The 21,378-nt window shown below is 56.6% G+C and carries 28 protein-coding genes, 1 tRNA gene and 1 pseudogene; 18 read left to right on the top strand and 12 right to left on the bottom strand.

Annotated elements, in window-relative coordinates:
• Window positions 1-132: 132 nt before the first annotated feature.
• Entirely contained in the window at window positions 133-1,452 is a 1,320-nt protein-coding gene (locus BHAP_RS05620) for an ATP-binding protein (protein ID WP_094729768.1), read from the top strand.
• 349 nt (window positions 1,453-1,801) lie between these two features.
• A complete protein-coding gene (locus BHAP_RS05625; RefSeq protein WP_094729769.1) occupies window positions 1,802-2,260 on the top strand; it encodes an Hsp20/alpha crystallin family protein in 459 nt (152 codons plus the stop codon).
• A gap of 918 nt (window positions 2,261-3,178) precedes the next feature.
• Here BHAP_RS05625 and rplI read toward each other — a convergent pair.
• The 4 genes from rplI to rpsF form a co-directional block, all read right to left on the bottom strand.
• Complete coding sequence (gene rplI / locus BHAP_RS05635) at window positions 3,179-3,625, bottom strand: 50S ribosomal protein L9 (protein ID WP_094729771.1); 447 nt, start codon at window positions 3,623-3,625, stop codon at window positions 3,179-3,181.
• A gap of 18 nt (window positions 3,626-3,643) precedes the next feature.
• Window positions 3,644-3,892 (bottom strand): 30S ribosomal protein S18, encoded by a 249-nt coding sequence (gene rpsR / locus BHAP_RS05640; RefSeq protein WP_033890661.1) that lies wholly within the window; start codon window positions 3,890-3,892, stop codon window positions 3,644-3,646.
• A gap of 69 nt (window positions 3,893-3,961) precedes the next feature.
• Window positions 3,962-4,669 (bottom strand): single-stranded DNA-binding protein, encoded by a 708-nt coding sequence (locus BHAP_RS05645; RefSeq protein ID WP_094729772.1) that lies wholly within the window; start codon window positions 4,667-4,669, stop codon window positions 3,962-3,964.
• Between the two features lie 99 nt (window positions 4,670-4,768).
• On the bottom strand, window positions 4,769-5,065 hold the full coding sequence (rpsF, locus tag BHAP_RS05650) for a 30S ribosomal protein S6 (protein ID WP_094729773.1): 297 nt from the start codon (window positions 5,063-5,065) through the stop codon (window positions 4,769-4,771).
• Window positions 5,066-5,282: 217 nt separating this feature from the next.
• Between rpsF and BHAP_RS05655 the strand changes: the two genes are divergently transcribed.
• The 3 genes from BHAP_RS05655 (at window position 5,283) to rlmH (ending at window position 8,172) form a co-directional block, all read left to right on the top strand.
• Window positions 5,283-6,296 carry a ribose-phosphate diphosphokinase gene (locus tag BHAP_RS05655; protein ID WP_094729774.1) on the top strand — a complete coding sequence of 338 codons (1,014 nt, stop codon included), beginning with the start codon at window positions 5,283-5,285 and terminating at the stop codon, window positions 6,294-6,296.
• Window positions 6,297-6,488: 192 nt separating this feature from the next.
• Window positions 6,489-7,667, top strand: a complete 1,179-nt coding sequence (gene glf, locus BHAP_RS05660; protein WP_094729775.1) for a UDP-galactopyranose mutase — start codon at window positions 6,489-6,491, stop codon at window positions 7,665-7,667.
• Between the two features lie 25 nt (window positions 7,668-7,692).
• The gene (gene rlmH / locus BHAP_RS05665; protein WP_094729776.1) at window positions 7,693-8,172 is read left to right on the top strand and encodes a 23S rRNA (pseudouridine(1915)-N(3))-methyltransferase RlmH; all 480 of its coding nucleotides are present in this window, start codon (window positions 7,693-7,695) and stop codon (window positions 8,170-8,172) included.
• Between the two features lie 15 nt (window positions 8,173-8,187).
• On the opposite strand, the gene BHAP_RS05670 is transcribed toward rlmH, so the two are convergent.
• Window positions 8,188-8,718, bottom strand: a complete 531-nt coding sequence (locus tag BHAP_RS05670) for a hypothetical protein (protein ID WP_094729777.1) — start codon at window positions 8,716-8,718, stop codon at window positions 8,188-8,190.
• Window positions 8,719-9,256: 538 nt separating this feature from the next.
• On the opposite strand from BHAP_RS05670, the gene BHAP_RS05675 reads away from it, so the two are divergent.
• From BHAP_RS05675 to BHAP_RS05725, 10 genes are all read left to right on the top strand, one after another.
• Window positions 9,257-9,673: a glycerophosphodiester phosphodiesterase gene (locus tag BHAP_RS05675; protein WP_094729778.1), complete on the top strand. Its 417-nt coding sequence runs from the start codon at window positions 9,257-9,259 to the stop codon at window positions 9,671-9,673.
• A gap of 186 nt (window positions 9,674-9,859) precedes the next feature.
• Window positions 9,860-9,947: transfer RNA gene (locus tag BHAP_RS05680), tRNA-Ser, on the top strand.
• A gap of 231 nt (window positions 9,948-10,178) precedes the next feature.
• Window positions 10,179-10,709: an N-terminal phage integrase SAM-like domain-containing protein gene (locus BHAP_RS12115; RefSeq protein WP_094729779.1), complete on the top strand. Its 531-nt coding sequence runs from the start codon at window positions 10,179-10,181 to the stop codon at window positions 10,707-10,709.
• 135 nt (window positions 10,710-10,844) lie between these two features.
• Window positions 10,845-11,084, top strand: coding sequence for a 50S ribosomal protein L28 (rpmB, locus tag BHAP_RS05695; protein WP_094729780.1), 240 nt, complete (start codon window positions 10,845-10,847; stop codon window positions 11,082-11,084).
• Window positions 11,085-11,129: 45 nt separating this feature from the next.
• A complete protein-coding gene (rpsN, locus tag BHAP_RS05700; protein WP_211279696.1) occupies window positions 11,130-11,303 on the top strand; it encodes a 30S ribosomal protein S14 in 174 nt (57 codons plus the stop codon).
• A gap of 85 nt (window positions 11,304-11,388) precedes the next feature.
• A complete protein-coding gene (locus BHAP_RS05705) occupies window positions 11,389-11,646 on the top strand; it encodes a type B 50S ribosomal protein L31 (protein ID WP_094729781.1) in 258 nt (85 codons plus the stop codon).
• 44 nt (window positions 11,647-11,690) lie between these two features.
• On the top strand, window positions 11,691-11,813 hold the full coding sequence (gene ykgO / locus BHAP_RS05710) for a type B 50S ribosomal protein L36 (RefSeq protein WP_043167076.1): 123 nt from the start codon (window positions 11,691-11,693) through the stop codon (window positions 11,811-11,813).
• Window positions 11,813-11,980: a 50S ribosomal protein L32 gene (gene rpmF / locus BHAP_RS05715; RefSeq protein WP_094729782.1), complete on the top strand. Its 168-nt coding sequence runs from the start codon at window positions 11,813-11,815 to the stop codon at window positions 11,978-11,980. The genes ykgO and rpmF overlap by 1 nt, the downstream gene beginning before the upstream one ends.
• A gap of 246 nt (window positions 11,981-12,226) precedes the next feature.
• Entirely contained in the window at window positions 12,227-12,703 is a 477-nt protein-coding gene (locus tag BHAP_RS05720) for a Fur family transcriptional regulator (protein WP_244569321.1), read from the top strand.
• 81 nt (window positions 12,704-12,784) lie between these two features.
• On the top strand, window positions 12,785-13,132 hold the full coding sequence (locus BHAP_RS05725) for a lectin-C (protein WP_169713173.1): 348 nt from the start codon (window positions 12,785-12,787) through the stop codon (window positions 13,130-13,132).
• A 155-nt stretch (window positions 13,133-13,287) separates the two neighbouring features.
• Here BHAP_RS05725 and BHAP_RS05730 read toward each other — a convergent pair whose 3' ends face one another.
• The 4 genes from BHAP_RS05730 to BHAP_RS05745 form a co-directional block, all read right to left on the bottom strand.
• Entirely contained in the window at window positions 13,288-13,767 is a 480-nt protein-coding gene (locus tag BHAP_RS05730) for a sortase (RefSeq protein ID WP_094729784.1), read from the bottom strand.
• Window positions 13,665-14,330 (bottom strand): hypothetical protein, encoded by a 666-nt coding sequence (locus tag BHAP_RS12120; RefSeq protein WP_143248744.1) that lies wholly within the window; start codon window positions 14,328-14,330, stop codon window positions 13,665-13,667. Before BHAP_RS12120 ends, BHAP_RS05730 begins: the two co-directional genes overlap by 103 nt.
• 126 nt (window positions 14,331-14,456) lie before the next feature.
• The gene (locus tag BHAP_RS05740) at window positions 14,457-15,131 is read right to left on the bottom strand and encodes a hypothetical protein (protein WP_143248745.1); all 675 of its coding nucleotides are present in this window, start codon (window positions 15,129-15,131) and stop codon (window positions 14,457-14,459) included.
• Between the two features lie 8 nt (window positions 15,132-15,139).
• Complete coding sequence (locus tag BHAP_RS05745; RefSeq protein ID WP_094729787.1) at window positions 15,140-15,589, bottom strand: MarR family winged helix-turn-helix transcriptional regulator; 450 nt, start codon at window positions 15,587-15,589, stop codon at window positions 15,140-15,142.
• A gap of 263 nt (window positions 15,590-15,852) precedes the next feature.
• On the opposite strand from BHAP_RS05745, the gene BHAP_RS05750 reads away from it, so the two are divergent.
• A complete protein-coding gene (locus BHAP_RS05750; RefSeq protein ID WP_094729788.1) occupies window positions 15,853-16,533 on the top strand; it encodes a DUF3800 domain-containing protein in 681 nt (226 codons plus the stop codon).
• 76 nt (window positions 16,534-16,609) lie between these two features.
• Here the strand turns inward: BHAP_RS05750 and BHAP_RS05755 are convergent, their stop codons facing one another.
• Window positions 16,610-17,389: an SDR family NAD(P)-dependent oxidoreductase gene (locus tag BHAP_RS05755; RefSeq protein WP_158216441.1), complete on the bottom strand. Its 780-nt coding sequence runs from the start codon at window positions 17,387-17,389 to the stop codon at window positions 16,610-16,612.
• Between the two features lie 45 nt (window positions 17,390-17,434).
• Window positions 17,435-18,457 (bottom strand): NADP-dependent oxidoreductase, encoded by a 1,023-nt coding sequence (locus BHAP_RS05760; protein ID WP_094729790.1) that lies wholly within the window; start codon window positions 18,455-18,457, stop codon window positions 17,435-17,437.
• 166 nt (window positions 18,458-18,623) lie between these two features.
• Here BHAP_RS05760 and BHAP_RS05765 point away from each other — a divergent pair, with 166 nt between their 5' ends.
• Window positions 18,624-19,076, top strand: a complete 453-nt coding sequence (locus BHAP_RS05765) for an RrF2 family transcriptional regulator (RefSeq protein ID WP_094729791.1) — start codon at window positions 18,624-18,626, stop codon at window positions 19,074-19,076.
• 1,250 nt (window positions 19,077-20,326) lie between these two features.
• Here BHAP_RS05765 and BHAP_RS05770 read toward each other — a convergent pair.
• Complete coding sequence (locus tag BHAP_RS05770; protein WP_094729792.1) at window positions 20,327-20,659, bottom strand: putative heavy metal-binding protein; 333 nt, start codon at window positions 20,657-20,659, stop codon at window positions 20,327-20,329.
• Window positions 20,660-20,901: 242 nt separating this feature from the next.
• Between BHAP_RS05770 and BHAP_RS05775 the strand changes: the two are divergent.
• Window positions 20,902-21,378 (top strand): annotated as a pseudogene (locus BHAP_RS05775) (integrase catalytic domain-containing protein); the annotation flags it as partial.

Raw genomic sequence — 21,378 nt, forward strand, 5'->3', positions numbered from 1 at the left:
ACTGATTGCTTGCTTGTTTCTAGTTTTCTATAGTTTTTACTGTTAAAAATGTATATCCTTCCATTTTTAACATGTTAAAAGTGTAGTAACATACATTTTTAACATGTTAAAAATGGAAGGATATACGCACGTATGCGCAGGCTCATCGACGACCAGCTTGATGCATGGAACAATTCCACTCATCGTAAGCCACTCGTATTGTTCGGTGCGAGACAGGTTGGCAAGACGTATGCCATCACCCACTTCGCGAAACGTTCGTTTGCCAATATGGCATACGTTGATTTTTCTCGCGACGAACAAGCTAGCGCAATATTCGATGCGTCAATTGCCCCAGCAGACCTTATTCATGGCCTTGAAAGCCTGCTACGCATGGAAATCAATGCCGAACACACGTTGATCGTATTAGACGAGATCCAGTTGTGCGAGCGAGCCTTAACATCTCTCAAATACTTTTGCGATGATGCTCCTCAATACCATGTCATCGCGGCTGGAAGTCTACTCGGTGTCAAAGTTAATCGCAGCAAATACTCATTCCCAGTAGGCAAAGTCGATATGCTCACGTTGCATCCCATGAATTTTGAGGAATACTTGTGGGCTACAAACGAACAGCGTCTCGCAGATGATATTCGTCAAGCATTCACACAACCAGATCGTCCGTTTACACTCCATGATCGAGCAATGGATTTAATCCGCGAATACATGCTTATTGGCGGTATGCCAGAACCAGTCAACGCATACGTGAACACTGATCACACGTTACAATACGCGCGCACACTGCAGCGCAACATCATTACCGCATACATTGCTGATATGGCTAAATACTCTTCAGCACGCGAAACTCAACGCATTGTCGAAGCATGGAATAGTATTCCCCGCCAACTCGCCAAAGAAAATCATAAGTTTCAATATAAAACCATTCGCCCGGGCGGCCGCGCCAACGCTTATCAAGGAGCACTAGCATGGCTCGTATCAGCAGGAATCATCACCCGTCTTACACAAGTAAGCGAACCAGTCACACCGCTCAAAGCATTCGAAGACTCATCCGCATTCAAAATATACATGGCAGATACTGGACTTCTGTCGTGCGACTATGACATCACCCCGACTGATCTCATACCAGCCGACAACAAAGCATCCGCGTTCCGAGGCGCGCTTAACGAAAATTATGTGCTCCAACAACTCACCGCAGCCGAAATTCCCACATATTATTGGGGAACTCTCAACCGTGGCGAAGTGGAATTCATCGCACGCGACCATGACGGGAACGTAATACCTATCGAAGTCAAATCTGGACACAACGTCACCGCACGCAGCCTCACGGCCTACCGAAGCAAATATCAACCCGCCTACGCTATACGACTGAGTGCAAAAAACTTCGGTATAGAAGGCGATCTACGAAGCGTGCCATTATATGCGGCTTGGGTACTCGCTGAACACATGCAGCACTCATGACCTTTGTATCTATGATCTGTATCTATGATCTGTATCTATGATCGAACAGTTCGCCAACCAGCTGCCGACTGAATCATTTTTCTCTTTGTGACTGCGAGTCTCTCGCGCAATACAAAACTTGCGCCGAATACACTCAAGTTTTTCACTGTGGGTAAAACTGGGGAATGCTTTGCTGACTGCGCCTATTGTGTGGGGTGAAAGGACAAGGCAGGAGCTCCGAGAGGGGTTCCGGGAGCGGTTACGATAACCGGTTGGCCGATCAAGAGTTCGCCAAGTAGCGAGCTTGCAAGAGGCTGGCTGGCGAGCCAAGCCGCTTCACTCCACGCATATTGTGTTAGGAGTACCGATTATGGCTATGCTTCCGGCTTTGATGAATGATACGATGTTCTCCGATCTGTTTGATGACCCGTTCTTTGAGGGTTGGCGCAGCACGGATAATGGTTCGTCCGCTGCTGTGATGCCGGCAAACATGATGTCGACGGATGTGCGTGAGACTGAGAACGCATATGACGTTGATATTGATATGCCGGGGTTTGATAAGAGCGATATTAAGCTTGAGCTGAACAACGGTTATCTGACCGTGTCGGCTCACAAGGATGAGAACCACGACGACAAGGCACAAGACGGCAAGTGGCTGCGTCGCGAACGTTATATCGGCACTTGCTCGCGTAGCTTCTACGTTGGCGAGGATGTCAAGGAGACTGACATTCACGCCTCGTACAAGAACGGCACGTTGTGCATTCAGGTGCCGAAGATGCAGGCTCAACCGCAGGTTGAGGCCAAGCATCAGATTGCCATCGAAGGCTGAATGAGGTCAGTTTGGTTCTCTGATCAGCCGAGCGCTGGCTGAATCAGTTGCGACTGTTTTCTCACGTCGCCTGATGGGCATTGTCCGCACGTGTGACCGTTCCGCGATTGCATGATCGCGGAGCCTGCCAGACGACGCGGAAACATGTAAGCCAACTAATAGCGAACACAAGGGGTGTTGGACGGTCATCATCAACCGTCCAACACCCCTTTTTGTTGCCTATTCCCCACCAATCACCCGGTCTTAGTCACCAAACACTTAGTGGCGGTTTTTGCTCGCTAAGCACCTCCCCAGTGAGCAATATCCGCCACTACTCATGTCTCGTGGCGGTTTTTGCTCACTGAGTGGCGCTCAGTGAGCAAAAACCGCCACGCACAGGCTGATGCTCACCGGACCATCACGCAATCGACGCAACCATCACGCAACCATCGCACGGCCATCGCACAATCGCCGCAAAAACGAGCGTAACTGCGCGCAATCTGCATACGCGCGCGCAGTTACGCTCGTTTTTGGCGTCATTTTCAAGCGTAACTGCGCGCAGGTGTCGTAAATGCGCGCAGTTACGCTTGAAATCACGGTTGAAATCACCGGTAGCAACCAACAAGAACCGATCACAACCACCGTTTACAGGGAATAAGCGAAAGCAAGCGAAAGCACGGTTCCAACAATTGCGCGACACGCCGATACGCAGACGGTGGTACAACACAAAAAAGCCCTGCCACGTACGGATACAAACCGTACGTGGCAGAGCATAATGCTTAAGCTCAGACTGTTATATATGGTGCTATATGGTGCCTGATGCGATACCTGCGTCAAGCAGGCAATCAGGCGTCAGTCTGGATATCCCGGCCGACTAACGACAGGTAACAGCAACAGCAGTCACCGTCACCACAGCCGCGAGTCACGGCCGGAACAGGGTCACTCGGCGACGACCTTCACGAAGAAGGACGCAGTGATCTCCGGGTGCAGAACAACCTTGGCCGGGAAGTCGCCGGTGGTCTTGATCGGCTCAACCTCGATGTTCTTCGGGTTGACAGCAGCCTTGTCAGACAGAGCGATAGCGATCTTGTCGGCAGAGATACCACCGAACAGCTTGCCGGACTCGGAAACCTTAGCAGCAATCTCGATCGTGGTGCCCTCGATGAGGTTCTTAGCAGCGACAGCCTCTTCACGGGTTGCCACAGCCTTGGCCAGACGAGCACGCTTCATCGCTTCGACCTGCGCAGCAGCGCCCTTGGTCCATGCGAAGGCGAGGCCCTGCGGGATCAGGTAGTTGCGAGCGTAGCCGGACTTGACCTCAACAACGTCACCAGAGTGGCCGAGGTTGGAAACGGTATCGGTGAGAATAACCTTGGTGTTAGCCATATTCCTTTACCTCCTCGATCAGCGGCCGGAAGTGGCGTACGGCAGCAGAGCCATCTCGCGGGCGTTCTTGATCGCCTTTGAGATCTCACGCTGTTCCTGAACAGTCACACCAGTGATGCGACGAGAACGGATCTTGCCACGATCGGAGATGAACTTGCGCAGCAGCGCAACATCCTTGTAATCGATCTCGGTGATCTTAGCAGCCTTCAGTGGGTTCGGCTTCTTCTTAAACGGCTTGACCGGCGGTTGCGGCCTCTTGCGGGACATGATGTTCTCCTTAAAACGTTAGGTTAATTCGCTTCGTGAGCGGCACGTTGCGTTACGCAACAGAAAAGATCAGAATTCTGGCTCGTCAGAGTTCCCGCCGAAATCGGAGCTACCTCCGAACGTCGAGAACCCACTGTTTGCAGACGCGTCCGACGACCACGGATCGGTCACGGGAGCTTGCTGCGCAGCAGGCGCAGTCGCGGGCATGCCAGCAGATTGCATCGGCTGCATCGAAGCCGGAGCCTGACCAGCAGACGCACCACCGGCATATCCGGCACCACCGGAATAACCGCCGTTGCCGCCAGCGTACCCAGCACCAGCACCACCAGCGTATCCGCCAGCAGCCTGACCAGCAGACGCGCCACCGTTAAATCCGCCCTGACCACGGCCAGCGAATCCGCCTTGACCGTTGTTCGACGTACGAGTTACTTGCGCGGTGGCATACCGCAGCGACGGACCGATCTCGTCCACAGTCATTTCGACCACGGTACGATTCGAGCCATCCTGGGCCTGATACGAGCGCTGCTGCAAACGGCCCTGAGCGATCACGCGCATGCCTTTAGTCAGGGTTTGTGCACAGTGATCGGCCAGATCACGCCATGCGGAACAGCGCATGAACAGCGCCGGACCGTCCTCAAATTGGCCGGACTGGCGGTTGAACGTGCGCGGTGTCGAGGCGATAGTGAAGCTCGCGACAGTCGCGCCGGAGCCGATAGTACGCAGCTCAGGATCGGACGTGAGGTTGCCGACCACGGTGATGATCGTTTCGCCTGCCATGACGTTACCTTCTTACTTACTCACGTTACTTACGCGTGAATGTGTCAACGTGTAAATGTGTGCAATGTGCTCACGGTTCAGCTATTGCTGAGGGAAGCTTTACTTGGCGTCCTTACGAAGGATCTTCGTACGGATCACGGATTCGTTGAGGTTCAGCACACGGTCGAGCTCGTCGCTAACAGCGGACTCGCAAGTGTAGTTGACCACGACGTAGTTACCTTCGGTCTTGCCAGCGATCTCGTAAGCGAGCTTGCGGCGTCCCCAAATATCGGTGTTCTCAACAGAACCACCGTCCTTGGTGACGAGTTCCAGATACTGCTCGGTCAACTTCTTCAGACCGTGCTCATCCAGTTCGGGATCGGCAATGAACATCAGTTCGTACTTATGCGCAGACATCACCCACCTCCTTCGGACTATTCGGCCACGGACTTTCCGCGGCAGGAGTGTGTATACGCGTCATCCGCACCTGCGTGCGGGCAACCTGTATAGAGTATCGTCACCTCACGACAGTGTCGGGCGCGTTACATACACCGTCGTTGTTATATTTGAATACGGCTATTTTCTTGACCGTTCGGCTGCGGCCGGATGGCACGAACGACTGGGAAGGCGGATCATGTCGGCAATTCTCGAAGGCACACCGGATAAGCGACTTGCGCTAGTGACGGGCCGTGCATACCCCGAATTGGCGGCTGAGGTCGCAAAATACATGGGCATCGACGTGCTGGAAACCACCGCGTACGATTTTGCGAACGGCGAGATGTACGTGCGTTACACCGAGCCGGTGCGTGGTGCGGATGCGTTTGTGCTGCAGTGTCACACGGACCCGATTAACAAGTGGATTATGGAGCAGCTGATTATGATCGACGCGATGAAGCGTGCGTCGGCTCGCTCGATCACTGTGGTTGCGCCATTCCTTGGCTATTCACGTCAGGATAAGAAGCATCTCGGCCGCGAGCCTATTACCGCTCGTCTTATTTTTGATCTGTTCCGCGCAGCCGGTGCTGACCGTATGATTACGATCGATCTGCACGCCGCGCAAGAGCAAGGTTTCTTCGACGGTCCGGTCGATCATTTAACTGCAACGCCGGTTTTGCTTGACTATGTGCGCAACAATGTGCCGATGGATCGCGCGACGATCGTCTCTCCTGACGCCGGTCGTATCAAGGTGTCTGAACAGTGGGCTGCCAAGCTCGGTAATCTGCCGCTCGCGTTTATTCACAAGACGCGCGATACGACTCGGCCGAATCATGCGACTGCACACGGCATTATCGGTGAGGTGCAAGGTCGCGATTGCGTGGTTGTCGATGACATGATCGACACTGCTGGCACGATCTGTGAGGCGGTGCGCACGTTGCGTGAAGCTGGCGCGGCATCGGTGACGCTTGTTGCTACGCACGGTTTGCTGTCTGGTCCGGCTGTTGAGCGACTGCGCAATTGCGGTGCACGTGAAATTATTGTGACGAATACAGTACCGGTTCCCGAATCGAAGCGTCTGCCGAACATGACGGTACTGTCGGTGGCGCCGCTGCTGGCTGCGGGTATTCGTTCGGTATTTGAGTCGCGTTCGGTGATGCATCTGCTTGAGGGTCTGCCGAACGATATGCGCCCGCGCAACATGTACGCGTGATCGCGTATCGCGTATCGCACGTCGCGGATCGTGCGTAATACGTTTCTGAGTGGCGGTTTTCTCTCGCTAGGGGTACCCTCAGCGAGAGAAAACCGCCACTCGCGTATATGCAATGACGCCCCTACGTGTTCGTTGACCCCTGTGCGGTAGACTGCTGGAGAAATGAACATTGTGTTTGGAAGGTTGTGAGGTATGGCTCAGGACACGCAATATCCGGATTTAGTGATTGTAGGCGCTGGCTTGTTTGGCTTAACAGTGGCTCAACAAGCAGTCGAACGCGCGGGCGCGCGCGTACATATTATCGATGTGCGTGATCATATTGGCGGTAACGCATACTCGTATTTTGATAAGGAAACCGGCGCAGAAATCCACAAGTACGGTGCACACTTGTTCCACACGTCCAACAAACGCGTATGGGAGTATGTGAACCGGTTCACTGAATTCACGAACTACGTGCACCGCGTCTACGCAACACACGATGGCGTCGTCTACCCGCTACCAATCAACTTGGGCACGATTAACCAATTCTTCCACGCATCCTACACGCCGGACGAGGCACGCAAGCTCATCGAAGAGCAGGCAGGCGAACTAGCTGGCACCGACCCAGCCAATCTTAACGATAAAGGTATTCAGCTGATCGGCCGTCCACTATATGAAGCGTTCATTAAGAATTACACCGGCAAGCAGTGGCAAACCGACCCGGCTGACCTTCCAGCAGACATTATCAAACGTCTACCGGTGCGGTTCAACTATGACAACCGGTATTTCAAGGACACGTGGGAGGGTCTGCCGAAGGACGGTTACACTGCGTGGATGGAACGCATGATCGACGACCCGCGTATCACGGTGTCGTTGAAGACTGATTTCTTCGACGAATCGCAACCGTACAACAAGAAGGCGTTGCTGGCGGCTGGCGTGCCGGTAGTGTACACCGGTCCGGTCGACCGGTATTTCGATTATGAGCTGGGTGACTTGAAGTGGCGTACGGTCGACTTCAAGGAAGTGCGCTACGACGAGGATGATCATTTCGGTTGCCCGGTTATGAATTATTCGGATGCGGACGTACCGTACACTCGCGCGATCGAGTTCAAGAACTTCAACCCGGAACGCCATGACTCGCAGAACCACGAGAAGACCGTGGTGTGGGAAGAGTACTCACGGTTCGCGAAGCGTGGTGACGAACCGTACTATCCGATCAACACTGACGAAGACAAATCCTTGTACGCGCAGTACGCGGCCAAAGCTGCGGCCGAGCCGAAAGTCGTGTTCGGCGGTCGCCTCGGCACATACAAGTACTACGACATGCACAACGTGATCGACACCGCACTCACCGCATTCGACGAACAAGTACTCCCCCTCATCACCAAATAGCCTGTAAGTCATACTGCGGAGGATCATGCGTATCGATATCATCGCTGTCGGCAAGGTCAAGGAATCGTACTTGCGCGACGCTATTGCCGAATACAGTAAGCGGCTGAGTCGATACTGCAAACTTGAAATCATCGAGGTCGCCGACGAAAAGACTCCCGAGCACGCAAGCGAGGGAGTCGAACGGCAGATCAAAGCGAAGGAAGGCGAGCGGATCGCGAAATATGTACGCGACGATGCGTACGTGATCGCGCTGACGATCGACGGTCGGATGCTGTCGAGCGAGGGACTGGCTGACGAGATCAATCAGCTAGGATTGCGTGGCGTGAGTCATATTCAGCTCGTGATCGGCGGGTCGATCGGACTGGATGATGCGATTGTGCGACGCGCAGACTATCGGCTGAGTTTCTCGAAAATGACGTTCCCGCATCAACTGATGCGCGTGATTTTGCTTGAGCAGATTTATCGTGCGTATAAAATCAACGCGCACGAACCGTATCATAAGTAACGCGTCAGTCGTACGTTAGTCGCGCGGATGCAGCGCACGGTACTGCAGCGAGTAACTGATGCGCGGCGTGCGCGACTCGTGTGCGGCGTTTGTTGACGATTCGCTGGGTACGGCATCGTTGGATGTGCCAGCCGCTGTTTCGTCGTTAACGGGCGCAGATGCCGTGCGACGACCTATGCGTGCACTCAGCGAGACAAACGGCGTGGTTTGTGGCGATGCGTTACTGCTGACTCGCGCGGCGATGCGTGTATCAGTGCGTGCGTTGGCGGCACGCGTGGCACTGGAAGAAGTAGCTGCTGTGCTGTTTATGGATGTTATGGATGATGTCGCAGCTGCGGATGGTGGCTGCGTGTCGACAATGATCGGTCGCATACGGCCGGTATTGGTGGGGAAGAAGCTCGGCGGGAGTGGCTGAGCAGGTTGCACGGATTCGTCGGCAACGTCGAGTCCTTCGTTTTCAAGATCAGATAGGGGAATTAGTCGGGTTTGCATCGACGTATCGCGCACGCTGTCCACGTGCCAGTGCTCGTCTTCGGACTCGGCCATACTCTTCTCCCTTTCATGCACTGTCCAGAGCCTACCGCGTTGTTCGCTGCCGCGAGAGGTAAAACGGCGTATGTGCGCAACTTCCCCACCTTGTGAGGATGTTAAGTAGTTTGATGGGTGGCGCTGGTGCTTCGTGCGACACGCCGACTCTTCCAGCAAAGTGAACATACCTAGTGTTTGATTTTGTGCATATGAACATGGGTCTATATGGCATACAAATAAAAGGATTGTACACGCCAACAAGTGTGTTAAATGGTTGTAAACCGCACATTAATGCGGATTATTGCACATAGCTTCAGTGATATTGTGGTGACTGTCGCGCAAGGCGACGACATAATCGTGGTGCTGAACTGAGTGATTTACGTGTTATATATAACATGTTTACGTTCAGTTTAGATGGTTCATCCGGTAGTCATCATGGCACTCGGTATGAGTTGATATCGGTCAGTGTCGGCCATTATTAGTCGGTCATTATTGGCTGGTGTCAGATAGCGAGTAGCGAGTTCGTGAGCGACTGCCATTGCACGAAGGGACAATCATGGCGGAGAACAAGGTAATCGTCGTCAATGAGTCGATGTTCGGTAAGGATGCAGCAGCTAAGACTGCGGCTGCAAACAAGGTTGCCAAGGAATATGGCATCAGTGACGAAGCGCTCGCTGCAGTCGAGGACTTCAAGAAGGCGCTGACTGACAACAACGCGTGGGATCTGCCGTTCATGGGATATGTGAACGAGGATGGTTACGGCTACGCGTACGTGCCGGACCGCGCGGTTGCTACTTCGGGTTGGGATGCATTCAAGGCATTCCGTGCATTGCCGGAAGATGTGCAGACTGCGTTCGCGATTCGTATGCTGTTCACGCACCGCGATGTAGATCGTTATGGTGCAGATATGTTCCTGCACTACGAACACGGCTTCAAGGTGCGCTTCGAAGGACCGGGCTCGAACAACTACTGATCGAGGCATTGGCGATTGACCGAACGGTTTGTACTGGGATGATGTCGGCGTCAGGGAGCACTGTGACGGGTTTGTTTCTCACATTCCCACGCCGACACGCCGAGCGAGCTGAGTTTGTATTATCGCGTCACTGTGCTATTCTCTATCAATTGTGTGCTGACGCAGTAATGTGACAGCTCACATAATGGAGGATTCGCCTAGTGGTCTATGGCGCACGCTTGGAAAGCGTGTTGGTGTAACAGCCTCACGAGTTCGAATCTCGTATCCTCCGCCATCGCCCTTTTCCCATCTAAAGGAAAAGGGCTTTTTCATTGCCAAAACGGCGGAATTCCAGCGATTTCAAGCCATTCCGCCGATTTGCCCGTCTTCCGTTTTGACCCGTCTCGGACCGTTTTCTGGGGTACCATAGTCGGTAATTAAACGGTACCGCTTACGGCTTGCTGCTCACCGCTCATCAGGGGAATCAACGACGATACGGCCGTCGACATTCAGGAAGGCGCGCTGCATGGCAAGGACGACACAAAACCGCCGCCGCAAGGGCGACAACCAGCCGATTCGCGAGACCACGAAGGACAAGTACCGTCAGTATGTGCGCGACTATCTGAACCCGGTACTCGGCGATCTGCCGATGGCGTCGATCAAGCCGGCGCATATCCGCGACTGGTACGACAGCATGAAGGTCACGAAGGACGGTCGGGGCGAGAGCATACGTCGGCACGTGTTCGAGCTGCTGAGCGCCATCATGGCCGAAGCGACGAACGCCTCGATGGACGATCAGGGCACGACGCTCATCAAGGTGAACCCGGTCCAGTTCAAGGTGCCTCGCCCGGCCACGAAGCATGTGTACGTGATCGCCACGCGCGAGCAGGTTCGCGCGCTCGCCGACGGCAATCCGACGCAGTGGGGCGACCAACAGACCGGCGGATTCGGACGGCTCGGACACGTCGGACGTCGTAGACGATGGAACAGACCGATGGATGCGAGTCGACCAGCGAGAAGACCGCCGCGTCAAGGCTCAGCCCGTCGGCTCCGGTGAGCAGCACCACCGGAGTGAAGCCTTCGACGTTTCCGGCCTCATTCCCCCCATATCCCAGCGATGGATGAATCATGCGTTCCCTTTTCACGACACACATTTGTTGATAATGATTATCATTATGGTACACTCGTGGACATGCCCAAACAATGTCAACTGCTGGGCACGCATGCCTCCACAGGCAACACCGTGTCCCATTCGCATAAGAAAACCCGCAGAACCTTCAGCCCGAACCTGCAATCCAAGCGGTATTGGGTTCCCTCGCAGGGGCGCTACGTCACACTGACGGTCAGCGCGAAAGGCATGAAGACCATCGATCGCATCGGCATCGAAGCGGCCTTGGCGCGCATCGAACGCCGCGCACCACACGGACGCTGAGCCAGCGACAGGCAAGCAGCGAGCCCAGAGGAACGCGCCGAAGCCATGCGCAGACTGCACGCGCTGCCGCGGGACGCCAGTCCCCCCCGTCTACGCAACCGCGACTCCATCGACGGCCGGCCACGCGGCTTCAACCGCAAGTTCGGACTGTCCCGCATCAACCTGCGCGAGAAGGCGCACAAGGGAGAACTGCCCGGCGTCGTCAAATCCAGCTGGTGATCCGCCGTACGACCGCGAGCGCGATCTCGTACGTCAGCTTCGGATACGACAACACAGCAACGAACACAACAACGAAGGATACGACATGAAACAGGGAATCCATCCCACATACAACCACGTGGTCTTCCACGACCGCTCCGCCGACAAGTATTTCCTCACCCGCTCCACGCTGGCAGCCAAGGCGGCAAGCCTGCCCACCATCGAATGGGAGGACGGCAACACCTATCCGCTGGTGAACGTGGAGGTCTCCAGCTACAGCCATCCGTTCTACACCGGCAGGAACGTCGTGCTCGACACGGCGGGACAGGTGCAGAAATTCAACGCGCGATACGGGCGGAAATAGCCACATCCATCGCCAACCCAACCACCAATCCGATAGGAACACATATGAAAGTCAAGGCATCGATCCGCTCGCTGGCACGCAAGGACGGCTCCGTCATCGTGCGCAGACGCGGGCATCTGTACGTCATCAACAAGAAGAACCCCCGGTGGAAAGCGAGGCAGGGCTGATGGCATTGCCGAAGGTAAGAAAATCACGCGCCAACACGCGCACGCGTCGATCCCAGTGGAAGGCGACAGTCCCGCAGTTGGCCACGGTCGCCACACCGGAAGGCGAAGTCGTCCGAGTCCCCCAGAATCTGGCCGCCGCCGTGCGAAAGGGATACGTGAAACCGTAAGGCCTCCATCATCCACCACGTCCGCACACCATAACCGCCCATCAGCGCATGCGCCCCGATCGGAAACATGTTTCTCCGCCGATCGGGGCGCATCATCATATCTCGCCATTCTTTGGGCGCGACGGCACCGGTGCACCGGACCGGCGCGACCATGGCGTCAGGTTCGCGGATTTCCCGCACAACCATCCGACTTGCCTTCTAAACGATAACCACTATCATTATCTAAGGGGAGAGGAGGGGAATACAGTGACCAATCATGACGGGCAACAGCGCGACGAGCGCGCGGTGCAGTCGCCCAACCCCCGCATTACCAGACCGCGCATGCTGATCGAGCAGACATTGTCGGAGTTGTCGCGTTTCGCCACCGCCCAGGAGATCACCGACATCCTGCGCAACCGCGGCACACGCATCGGCACCACCACCGCATACCGGAATCTGCAGATGATGGCCAGCCAAGGCAAACTCGACGTCATCCATCTCAACGGCGAAACCCTCTACCGCGCCTGCGTCGACCATCGTCACCACCACCACATCATGTGCCGGAACTGCGGAAAAACCATAGAGATCGAGATTCCCGGACTGGAACAGTGGATCGAACAGGCGGCGACCAAACTGCACTACGTCAACGTCGCCCACGAGCTGGAGATCTACGGCCTGTGTCCCCATTGCGCAAGGAACGCCGTCGAAGGCACCCGCAACGGCGACGAACAACGGAACCGGTAACCACTTTCACTAACTTTCACGCGCACCGCGCGCGACTTATCCTTTCAATCGAAAACAACGAACGTATTGAAAGGAACACTTATGACCATCAAGACCATCGACCAGCACGCCTACGAAATCGTCACCAAGGAAGGCACCTTCGCCGTCTGCAAGGACACGCTCGCCAAGTTCGACATCTCCACCCACGAGCACGGTGTGGCGGCCTGCGGCTGCTGCGGCTGCTGCCTGACCGGCGACTGCTGCGACGACAACGACTGCATGCACGGAACCGACGAGCAGTGCGAGGGCAAGGCCTGCATCCACACCTGCCACGAGAACCGCGAAGGCCACGAGTGCGCGTTCTGCCACCTCGCTTTCGACACCAACGAGGCCTGCCACGAGGCGATTCTGGCCGATCTGAAGGCGCTCAAAGCCGAACTCGCCGCCTGAAACGCGATGCGCCCGGCCCGCGCGATGAGTGAATTCATCGCGCGGGCCGGGGCCACAGGCCGTGCGCCCCTTCCCTTCCGAGCGGGCGTCCCCCGTCATTTAAGAGAGGTATCCCCCTCAGAATGACGGGGACGCCCGCTATGCATACGCCGCGATTACGCGCGATGCCGCGCACGGATCGACGCCCTGCACAAACCGGCGCTGCATACAAGCCCCGAACCACCGCCCAAAACGACGAGAAACACCACAATCCCCGCCATCGTCGGCACCGATTCGCGCCGTATTGCACTTTCCCCTCCCCCACGTGAATCGGAAGGCACGCGGACACCCGATACGAGAAGCCTATGGGTGTTCACCCCATACGAGGTGCAGATCATCTGCGTGACGCAGTCCTCTCCGAGAACAATCAGCAGTTGCGTCACGTCATCAGGCTCTATCACGCTGATGCGGTCGACGCGGTAGTCCATGCACCTGCCCAGCACGTCGATCGAGAACCTGTCACCGACCGCGACCTCGTCAAGATGGGTGAACATCACATCCCGCACCAACCCGCTGTGCGCCGTGATGGCCGCATGCATGGAGGGCCCGCCCACCGGCAGCGACGTGCCGTACAGATGGCCGGCGCCGCGCGCCAACGTCTGCTCGCCGGTGCCATGCCCGTGACGGAGACCGTGCCCTTGGCATCACCGTCGGAGGCGGTCACGAACTTCTCGTCCCTGCCGGAGACGGCGAATTCCGCGCCCTGCGGCGCGGAGACGGCGGCGGCATCGGTGAGCCGCACCTTCGCATCCACGGTCAGGGAGCCTCCGTCAAGCACCTTGTTCGCCCCCTGTCCGTTGACGTACTTGCCGAAATCGATGGTGGCGATGCCGCCAGGCGTCACGTCGAAGTCCTTGCCAGCCTCGAGCCTCTGCACCGACGCACCGTCCACGGACGTGACGGTCGCCACCACTTCGCTGCCGTCGAATTCGATGCCGGAACCGTCCTCGCCGCCGTCCTCGCCGAACGCCAGCGCCAGCGAGTAGATGCGCCCACCCAGCGGATACCCGGTGTACGAGGGAATCGTGGTGGAGACCTGCGTGTAGAAGTCATGCCCGATGGCGAAATCCGGCTGGCCGACGATGCGGAACGCACCCTTATCGGTCTTCTCCACCAAGGCGAGGTCCACCGTGGGCACGTTCTGGTTCTTCAGATTCACCTTGCCGAGCGGATGCGCGGGGTCGAACGACGCTCCGGACGCGTCGGTGGAGACGAGAATCGGAATCGAGCCGATAGTCGCTCCGAAATCGATGCCCTGAGGCGCAGTGACGGAGGCCTGACACAGTTACAGGAGATAGCCGCCGGTGGACAGGTAGGCCGTAGCGTCAGCGGTCAGCAGGATGGCGACAACGATCAGCACGCCATGCAGCACGCGGTTGAACATCGTCAGGTTCCGAGCCTTCCACTCGTCCAGTCTGGCGGCGAGCGCGTCAAGACGATTGCATTGGATGGCGGCGTACACGACCATCGTCAGGCATTGACTGACCACGAACCATAGGGTCAGCAGCAGCGCGGCCGTGACGACGCTGCACGATTCTCCGCCGATAAGCATCACCGCGTAGAACGTGGGGTCGGTAAACGAGGTGACCGCGAACACGAAACCCATGACGACATGCTCCAACGCACTGCCGCGGACAGTCTCACGCGGTTGTTTCTTCTCGCGGCCGGGACCAGCGAAGACCCTCTTCGCCACCCATATCAGGATGACGATGGATACGGCGAATTCCGCGATCGCCCAGAACCGGCTGTCGTCATCAGGCAGGATGCTTTGCAGGAAACCGGCCGCCGCGGCTCCCATCGACGCCGCAAGCACCGTGCCGACAAGAATCGTGGAGCCCGCGAAGGACAGGAAGAACAATGTGACGAGAGACTTCCTCTCCCCTCGCAGCCTCATCGACATCATGTACACGGCGGTAATGGGATCGATGCCGAGCGCTCCCAGCCCAATCGTGTTCAACATCCGGTGAATCAACGCACTTCCTCCAACTTCTCGATCTTGCGACGGAAGGAGTCAAGATAGCGATTCACCAGTCGCAGTATCTCCCGTTGATCCTCGACCGGCATCTCGTCGAACACCTCGCTTTCGGCGCGTTCGACTGGCAGCACCAGTTCACACATCACGCGTTCCCCCTGCGCGGTCAGATGCATGCGCATCTCCCGACCTTCACCTTGGCGCAGTTCGATAAGCCCGTCCTGCACCATCCTTCTGACGGACGAGTTCACCGTCTGCTTGTTCAGGCATGCGTACCGGCATACGGCAGTCTGGGTGCATCCTTCCCCCAAGACCAGCATTGCCTGCAGGATGCCGTATGCGCTGTCGGACAGCCCGCGGGCGACGGCTATCTCATGGTAGAGCCCATCGATTTGCCGGTTCAGCCGATCGAACTCCCGCAAAGTTTCGTTCTGCCTGAATTTCACAGTTGCAACCTCCCACACACCTCAAGTATGAAATCATACTCACAGAATAATATGATTTCATACTCGCGTCAACACTCACACCACCATCACAAGCGAAGGAGCCCAGTCCTGACGGCTGCCCCCCCCAAGAAAACCGTCTGCCATATCACAACTTGCAAACCATGACGTCTTCTGGTAGTCTGTGCCGTACACAGGTCCGCAGCAATGCGAGACTTCCAAGAGCCGGGGGTAATCCCCCGGCATTTTTTATTTCAGGGGGCGTTATGGCCGAAATCTCGATTTTCGCCGACGAAAGCGGCGAACAGGGATTCCAGTCCAAGTACTACGCGCTGACACTGGTGTTCCACAACCAGTCCGATCCCGTCATTCCTATGTTCGATGGTTATGAACAAACGCTCCGCGACGCAGGCCTGCCAGACATCCCCATGCACGCTTCACCGCTACTGAACGGCCATGACGCCTACCAACACCTCGGCATCAGCCAGCGCAAGCGCCTGCTCACCTACTTCTTGTCCATGCTGTTCAAACTGCCGGCACAATACGTGACGCTCATCTACCGAAAGACCGATTACGCGACCTTGGAACAGCTGGGCGCGCGCATCAAACGCGATATCGTCAACATCGTGTTCGACCATCTGACGCTCTTCCAGAGCTTCGACGCCATTAAGGTGTACTACGACGGAGGCCAAAGCCTTGTCACGCAGGCCATTCATGGCGCAATCAAATACGCGCTTTCGAAACAGGCCATTATCTACCGCAAAGGCTCGCCGACCGACTATCGGCTCGCGCAAGTGGCGGATTTCATCTGCACCATCGAACTAACAGCTCTCAAATATGAGAACCACGAACAGACCGCGACCGACGAACGCTTCTTCGGACCACTGGGAAATTTCAGAAAGAATTTCCTAAAAAAGGTCCGGAAGCATCAGCTGGCATCTCAGTAGATCTCACCCAAGCCGGCATTCACGCCGCATCGAGCATCTTCACCGACGCCGTCGAACCGCGGCAATCAGCGTATGGTCACATGTTCGCGACCGATACGCCAAACGTGATCGGCAGGATCTTGGCCAGAAACGCGAGCAACTTGTTGAACGGATGCGGCAGGTAGATGGCTTTGTTCCGCTTGACTGCACGGATTGAACCGACCGCCACGTCACGCGGGTCCAGTACCGGCAACGGCGTCCGTTTCCCCGGCCCCGCGTCCGAGACCGCACCGGCGGACGACTTCGAACCACGCGACAGCATCGGCGTATCCATCAGTCCTGGCTGTACCACAGTGACATGAATGCCGCGCGGCTTGAGCTCCTGCCGCAGCACGACGGACAAGGTGCGCACATAGGACTTGCTGGCACTGTATGCCGCCAGATTGCCCACCGGTGAGACGCCGAGAATGGAGCCGGTCTCCAAGATCATGGACCCGCGTTGCATGTACGGCAGGCATAGGCGCGTGACCATCGTGGTCGCCATGACGTTGAGCTGTACCAACTGCAGTAGGCGCTGCGGATCCTCATCAGCGAACGGCCGGCTCGCACCGATGCCCGCGTTGCTGACAAGCATACGGATAAACGGCTTAGTGGCGTCAAGCCTGTCACGCAGTTCGTCAAAGCTGCGCAAATCAGTCAGATCGAGCGGAACCGGCACGATGCGAACGCTCTGATATTCAGAGGCGATTCGTTCGAGTTTGCCTTTGCTGCGAGCGATTATCCAGATCTCCCGGATTTCCGGGCACTCACGGATGATCGCATCAATATACGCCCGGCCAAGGCCAGAACTTGCGCCGGTGATAATAGCGATAGGCATTGCCGATCCCCTCCCTTTCATTTGCGTTCATCAATTACCCGACGATCAGAACCGAACCACGACCTTGCCCGACGCACGCCCTCCCATGCCGGCGACAAGCTTGAGCGCCGCTTGAATGTCGTCAAGACGGAACATGTGCGGGTCGATGGAGGGGCGCACATCACGCTCCTTCACGATGTCGGTGACATGACGCAGCTGTTCGCCATCCGCACGCACGAAGATGAATTCGTACCGCTTGCCCTGCGCCTGCGCCTTCTTGTCGAGCTTCGATCCGGCGAGAGAGAACAGCGTGCGCTTGAGGAACGGCATCCGCATGCGTTCGGCGAACGCCTTGTTGGGCACGCCACGCAAGCTGAGCAACGTACCACCGGGCTTCAGCACAGACAGCTCACGGTCGAACTCGGCCGGCCCAAGCGCGTCGATCACGTAGTCGACACTGACGCCGGCCTGCCAGTAGTTCTCCGCGCGGTAGTCGAGATACCGGTCGGCGCCAAGGGCGAGAATCTCGTCGCGCGAGCGCTCGTTACCGGTGACGGTGACGTCCAGCCCCAGCGATTTGGCGATCGGCACCGCCATGCGTCCGAAGCTGCCCGAGCCTCCGGGAATGAGGACGCTCTGCCCCGGCTTGGCGACCAGAACCTCCGTGAACGCCTGCCACGCGGTCAGACCGGTGAGCGGGATGGTCGCAGCCTCGTCGAAATCATAGCCCTCGGGCATCGGTGCCACAACGTCGGCGGGCAATGCAACGAATTCAGCGAGCGCGCCGGGGTGGTCGATCGGCGTGCGGGCATACACGCGATCACCCGGCTGGAATCCGCACACCGCATCGCCCACGCGTTCCACGACGCCGGCGACCTCGTTGCCGAGCGTGACCGGCATCGGATAATCCTGGATCAGCTTGACTCCGCCGGTGACGACCAGCAATTCCAGCGGATTGACGGCCGCCGCCTTGACGCGGATCAGTATGTCGCGGTCGCCGATGGACGGTTCGGGGATCTCGTTGACCTCAACCCCCGCAATGGCCTTGGCGACGTCCTTCTCGTAACGGTTGATCTGCGCTGCTCGCATGGTGGCGCGTCCTTTCTTCGATTCCGCAGGTGTTGGATTTCCGACGACCCAGTAATGTAATATTTAGAATTACATTAAACCATATCGTGACGCCGGGATATCGTCAACACAGCAGCGTCGCAACGCATGAACATACGGGACGACGGCACGAAGGACGGGAGGACGCATGCATATCAGCATGAAATGCTCAGTGGCGGTGCACTGCCTCATCTTCATGAACGAAGCCGGCAGCGACGACCGCGTCACCAGCACGCTGCTAGCCGAAAGCACTGGCTGCAACCCGGCAAGCATTCGAGCGCTCTTCGCCGCGCTCAAAAAGGCCGGCATCATTGATGTCCAACGCGGCAACGTCGGTGCACACCTGATCCAAGACCCCAAGGATGTGACGTTGCTTGACATCCAGAACGCCGTCGAACCCGATGGACTGGCCACGATGATCGGCGTCCACCAATACAAGGGACAGTCATGCCCCGTGGCGCGGAATATCCACGCCACGCTCGCCCCCTCCTACGAGAAGATCGAACACGCCACAGCCGAGGCCATGCGCTCCATCACGCTGGCGGACATCATCGACGACTACCACGTCCAACTCAACGACAAACCCACGCAGCGCCAATGACACGGCGAGCACAGAGCATCCACAAGTGGACTCCAACGGATTCATCCCGCCCATTCTCACGCGACACGCCGAGAAGAGCGGTAATTTGAGCGGTAAGGCAGTTGGGCGGCACGACCGTTTTCGTTGAGATACTGCCAGTTACACGGCCTGAAGTTGTGAATCTCGTATCTTCCGCCATCGCCGGAAGCCTTTAATTTTTAAAGACTTTCGGCTTTTTATTGGTTTCTTCACTAGGCGCGGTGTTATTACTGTGCGACCTGTTCGGAGCTTTTTTGTTCCACGCCACCCACTCCCCCGATTTTCCCACAGCCGACCATTGTTTTGCAATCCGAGGCCGAATCTGGTACCGTGCCTCGCACACAGGTCCGCAGCAATGTGAGACTTCCAAGATCCGGGAGTAATCCCCCGGTATTTTAAAGTCATGTAAAACAACCGAATTCCGTAACGTTCAGCTCAGTAAATCACTAGTACCGATGCGGCAGAAAACCCACACCTCCAACCCACATGCGTGTGTTCAATGGAAAGCAGGCCGTACCGCATAACAGTCTCCAACCATGCCCCCGAGCAAGCATTTTCCGCCACTCCAACTAACGCGTGGCGGTTTTCACTCGCTGACAGCCCCCTCAGCGAGCGTTTCCGCCACGCACTATACGGAGTGGCGGTTTTTGCTCACTAGCGAGCACTCAGCGAGAGAAAACCGCCACGCACAATTGCGCGATATCATGCCACAACATCCCGAGAGATAAAGATACGCCCATCAAATCCTGAATGTTAACGAGGCACGCATCCGCCAATCACAATTCGCAAACTGAGAGGCAGATTTCAAAACTTACACGAGTCTATATGCAAAGTGAGAGGCAGCCACACCTGCATACACACGGAAAACACACCCCCGAAACCCCTCATATTAGGCGTAACAACAGAAACAACTGCCTCTCACTTTACAAATAGACCCATGCAACCATAAAAAACTGCCTCTCAGTTTGCACTTAGCCTGTACCCAACACCACATTCCCAACTCAAACATGCAAAATCACTCTTGGCCACTGAGGATCACGAGCATAGACCGACTACTCTTCATCGCATGTGGGTATGAACTGTTCACAGAGCGGCGAAATTTCTGCTTTTCATGAACAGTTCATACCCACAATCGACGAAATAACGAAATAATCATCAGTCCATGCCCACAACCAGTCCAATCAGCCCCAACTTCAAGCAAGTTACAGTACCCTGACAGGGCAACGGACCCATCAGCGAGCGCGAGCAAGCTGCACGGCCGTACCAGACGCGGTGACCATAAGCATGGAACCGTCTGTACCAAGCACTTCGTAATCAATATCCACGCCGACGACCGCGTGCGCGCCCAGCTCTTCCGCACGCTGCTGCATTTCGGCAATCGCTTCGTTGCGCGCGTTCGTCAGTTCCTCTTCATATCCCTGACTGCGACCGCCGAACATATTGCGGAAACTCGCGCCGATATCGCGGAACATGTTTACGCCGGCGACGACTTCGCCGAATACGATTCCTTGATAATTGGTGATGGTGTATCCGTCAACGGACGGTGTAGTGGTGACGAGGATCATGTCGATCTCCTTTGGTCGGTCTACTCATTATCTGGACATAGACATACTGACATACGGTGGATTGATTCGCGGGGCACTGAATTACTGAAACTTGCTGACAAACCAACCCCCATTTATATTTTACCCGGTGCGTCAGCACTCGTCAGCAAAACGACGTGACTCACGTTTTTTGAGCGCGTAATGGCTAGTGGTGCCTCATCGGAAATGAGCGCGAACGGTACCGGTCCTGTTTGGCTTGTCGTATGGAAGGCAAGATCAGCATGGCGACGAAGCGGCAGGTCACCCTGAGGTTCAGGGACGAGTACATGAAGGCATCGAAGAAGGACAAGGGGCGCATCCTCGACGAGATGTGCTCCGTGCTGAAGATCGGCAGAAGCACCGCGAGGCGCAGGCTCACCGAGGCCGGCACGCAGCCGCGCGAGCTGCCGGCGGCCAGGAAGACACGGCCGAAACGGTATTCGGAGCAGTCGCGCGAGCTGCTGGTGCGGGTGTGGCTGATGATGGATCTGCCGTGCGCGAAGTACCTCAAGCAGATGCTGCCCCTGTGGCTGCCCACGCTGAGAGCCCGTGGCGAGCTTGCCGAGTACGACGGGTTCGCGTTCAACGAATTGATGGCGATGAGCCCGGCCACGATGGACCGGTACCTCAGGAAGACGAGGGACGCGGCGCGTCCGAAGGGCCTGGCGGGCACGAGGCCCGCGTGCGAGCTTCGGCGCAAC

Origin of the sequence: Bifidobacterium hapali, from assembly GCF_002259755.1 — a bacterium.
GTDB classification, from domain to species: Bacteria; Actinomycetota; Actinomycetes; order Actinomycetales; family Bifidobacteriaceae; genus Bifidobacterium; species Bifidobacterium hapali.